General features: G+C 59.1%; 2 protein-coding genes and 1 pseudogene. 2 read left to right on the plus strand and 1 reads right to left on the minus strand.

Annotation, left to right across the window (positions count from 1 at the left end):
• A pseudogene (locus BRAGE_RS54120) lies at positions 1-145 on the plus strand (enoyl-CoA hydratase/isomerase family protein); the annotation flags it as partial.
• Between the two features lie 46 nt (positions 146-191).
• Here the strand turns inward: BRAGE_RS54120 and BRAGE_RS55635 are convergent.
• A complete protein-coding gene (locus BRAGE_RS55635) occupies positions 192-1,487 on the minus strand; it encodes a hypothetical protein (RefSeq protein ID WP_141263122.1) in 1,296 nt (431 codons plus the stop codon).
• A gap of 1,311 nt (positions 1,488-2,798) precedes the next feature.
• Between BRAGE_RS55635 and BRAGE_RS0147475 the strand changes: the two genes are divergently transcribed.
• A partial coding sequence (locus tag BRAGE_RS0147475) for an ArdC family protein (RefSeq protein WP_028146537.1) occupies positions 2,799-3,361 on the plus strand: 563 nt, incomplete at its 3' end.

Below are 3,361 nucleotides of genomic sequence, written 5' to 3' on the forward strand. Positions count from 1 at the left end.
CATGCGCGCGATCGCCTCGATGTCGTTCGACGAGAGCATCGCCTACACCGAAAGCCAGATCGCCCTGCTCGCGATGACCGAGGACGCCAAGGAGGGGCTGAAGGCGTTCGGCGAGAAGCGGAAGCCGGTCTGGACGGGAAAGTAGGTTAGGATTTCGTCGCGAGCGGGTATTCTGCGTCCGGCGGCGCGCGCTAATCAGAGGGAGAGTTGGCATTTAATCGAACAAGCAGTGATCTTGTCCGCTCCTGGCGGCGCTTCTTTGTGGCTGTGATCAACTGCTTGCCAGTACGTTTGGCGTAGGTTGGCAGTTGGCGGCTCGATCGATGTCGACCCGCAGCCCGCAACTCCGCATCCGTGAGATCGCTGTCGGCGCCTTCCGTGAATCCACCGTGCCGGAACGACGTAAATGAAAGTTCCTGGCGAAGGCCAGCTTCTGCGATTATCTTCTTTACCACGCTGCGCAGATAACGCAGGTCCTTGCGTGGGGTAATCCATGGAAGCGGAGTTGCTGTCCGGCGATGCGCGTGGTCACGTCGAAAGACTAGGCCCGGGGTAGAACCCTTCGAGATTTCGTCCAGCTCAGTCATCAGTTCAGGAAATAGAGGGGCTCCAGCTTCGTCGAACAACGGCCACCAGGCTTCCTCTCCATTCTTTGGGTGCACGATCCTGACGCTGTTTGGCCGTTCGCTCGGGCGATAGTGCGAAATGTCGAAGGCGCCGAACACGTGCTGTTCGCGCTGTAACCATTCCCACGCCAGCAGAGCGGCAGTCCCGATCGACCGGTAATCAAGCTTCCTTGCGGCAGCTCGGAAGGCGACAAGTTCATCCCAAGTAGCAGTGGGTGTCGGCCGTATCGGTCGCCCAGGCGCACGAGACCTTAGTCCCATGCGCGAAAATGGATTGCTGGCAGGTACTATCTTTTCTTGGGCACGTTGGCCAACGAACCAGGCGCGCCGGCAGCATGCCATGGCCATATTGGCATAGCGGCGGCGCTCCCGGACGATCACGTCTCCATCGCTGCTGACTTTTGAAGTAACTAGCAGCTTCCCATAAACTGCGTCCACGAAGGCTTTCGTGAAATCGGACAGCTTCTTTGATCCCGCCCGATTTCCGTCCTTCAACTCATGACTGGCGAAGAGCTCGAGGCTCCTCCTGTACAAGCGTTGTGTGTTGCTGTCGAGTTCTGCCCACTTCTGATGAGCTTGGAAGACTCCGATTAGCCAATCGAACGTGCCCGGTTCGGGAGAAACGGGCATTATGTCACTTAGCCCTTGCGAGCGCCAACTCTCGAATGCGGGCAAGAGGACCTGCTCGACCCGCTCGACGGCATTGGCATAATCGCTCCCTAAAGGTTCAGGCCTCAATTCGCAGCCCTGCCGACGAGCCCAGCTTGGCGGTGCGAAATAATAGGCGAGCGTATTGTTCGCCAGTAGCTTTCGCCGACAATATCGAGGAAGCCTAGGTTCAACCGATATCATACCAGACATAAAAGATCCTCCTGTTCCTTTGTGTCCCTTCTTTGAGGTGGTGCTGCGAACTGATCCATTATCGCCTTCGACCAAACCGGCTGCCGTAGCCTTCCTGTTCCGCGACAGCTGACCGGCGGAGGGGCGTCGCCGCGGCGGATTGCGCGCCCCAGTTCAGCTGTGTCTTCAAAGTCTAAGTAGGCAGCCGCCAGGTCTGCCCTCATCATTGCAGGCCAAGTTCCAGCAGGTGGGTAGCGAGCAGGCAGCGGAGTACGCGGCGAGAATGGGCGGTCTGATCTCACTGATGGTGCCCGCAGGTGAACTCGGCGAACCAGGACATTCAATTGGGAAGGTCTGAATTGATCTCTCTAGGAATCGTGATCGGTCAACGAGAGTTGCAGTTGATCACAAAAGGGAGTCTTACAATCGAATATGTTGACCCTCTACTGCGCAGTGCGGTCTGGCGGAGATAGGTTAGATTAGCGCAGTAAAAAGGAGGCTTGGCGTGCGGTTATCGAGGAGGACTATTCTGATCGGGAGGAAATGATTCAGTGTTTCCGTTCCCGGTCGTCGTTGGGGGAGCCGCTAACAGGCAGTCAACTGCTCTAGATGAATCATCAATGGCCCTTCCAACAAATTCACCGCGGAGTTGCACAGAATTCAACGGATCGTTGTCGGGTGTCGGAATTTTCTTGTTCGCTGTACCAGGCTGGATCTGGTCGACGCAGCGCAAATTTGGACATTTGCTCGGCTGGCTTCCCATCGACCACCGGTCATGCCTTGCCGTCTCATTGCGTGCGTTAGCCGTGAACTGACAGCTCTAGCTATACATCGAAGCAACCGAGGATTTCGGAACCGTTTCCGCATGCTTCAGATCTGAATCTAGGACGCGCAGACGAATGCACCGGGGGCAATCTGGATCGACCGTCGCGCGTGCGGCTCGAACCGCACCGGGCTCTCGTGAACCGAGCCGCGCAGCGTCTCGGCCGTACGGCTTCGATCCCTCGCGCCAGAGCTTTGGTGCTCCTCGCCGGGAGCACTCGGGAAAGGGGCTCGCCTGCGGCGATCGCTATCACTGCCCCGTTCCCGGGTGCCGCTATTGAACCGGTCTCGTCGCTGCACTCGGCCCCGCGTGCCCCTTCGGGTCGCTATGCTCACGCTCTCCGGGTGCCATTTTCCGTTGAGGCGATGCGCCGCTGGCGCACGCCTGAATCGGGCCTGCGGCCCTCAGGCAGATTGCGAAGAGGCTGAGAGTAAGAGTGCAGGCTGGTTTTTCCGTGACGGGTTACAAGCTGCGAGAGAGGCTCGCGGTGCCCGTCGCGGAGAATCGCGATGTCAAACCCTAACGCTTGCGCGCGCGCCGGCAAGGACCGGGCGAACATCTATACCGAAATCACCGACAAGATCATCGCAGAACTGGAGGCCGGCCGTATCCCTTGGGTGCAGCCATGGGGAACGGCGGCGATCAAGGCGCCGCTTGCCATGCCGCGCAATGCTTCGACGCTGCGCGGTTATTCCGGAATTAACGTGCTGATTTTGTGGGGTGCCGTTATCGAGTGTGGCTACTCCAGCCAGAGCTGGCTGACCTTTCGTCAGGCGCTCGGGCTCGGCGGCCATGTCAGGAAGGGAGAGCGAGGTACGACCGTCGTCTACGCGGATCGCTTCATTCCCGAGGACGAGCGTCGACGTACCGCAGAGACCGGGGAGGAGCCAGGCACGATCCCGTTTCTCAAGCGCTTTACCGTTTTCAACATAGAGCAGTGTGACGGCTTGCCCGAGGACGTCGCGGGCTCGGTCGTCCCGCCGCCACCGGATCAGATCGAACCGCTGGCGGAATCGCTGATCGCAGCAACCGGCGCCGACTTTCGGATTGGCGGGGGGCGCGCTTACTACAA

The sequence above is a fragment of the Bradyrhizobium genosp. SA-4 str. CB756 genome (genome assembly GCF_000473125.1).
In the GTDB taxonomy this organism is placed as follows: domain Bacteria; phylum Pseudomonadota; class Alphaproteobacteria; order Rhizobiales; family Xanthobacteraceae; genus Bradyrhizobium; species Bradyrhizobium arachidis.

Excerpts from the sequence above, each read along its gene's own strand:
- BRAGE_RS55635 (WP_141263122.1), bottom strand. The coding sequence starts at position 1,487 with ATGTCTGGTATGATATCGGTTGAACCTAGGCTTCCTCGATATTGTCGG.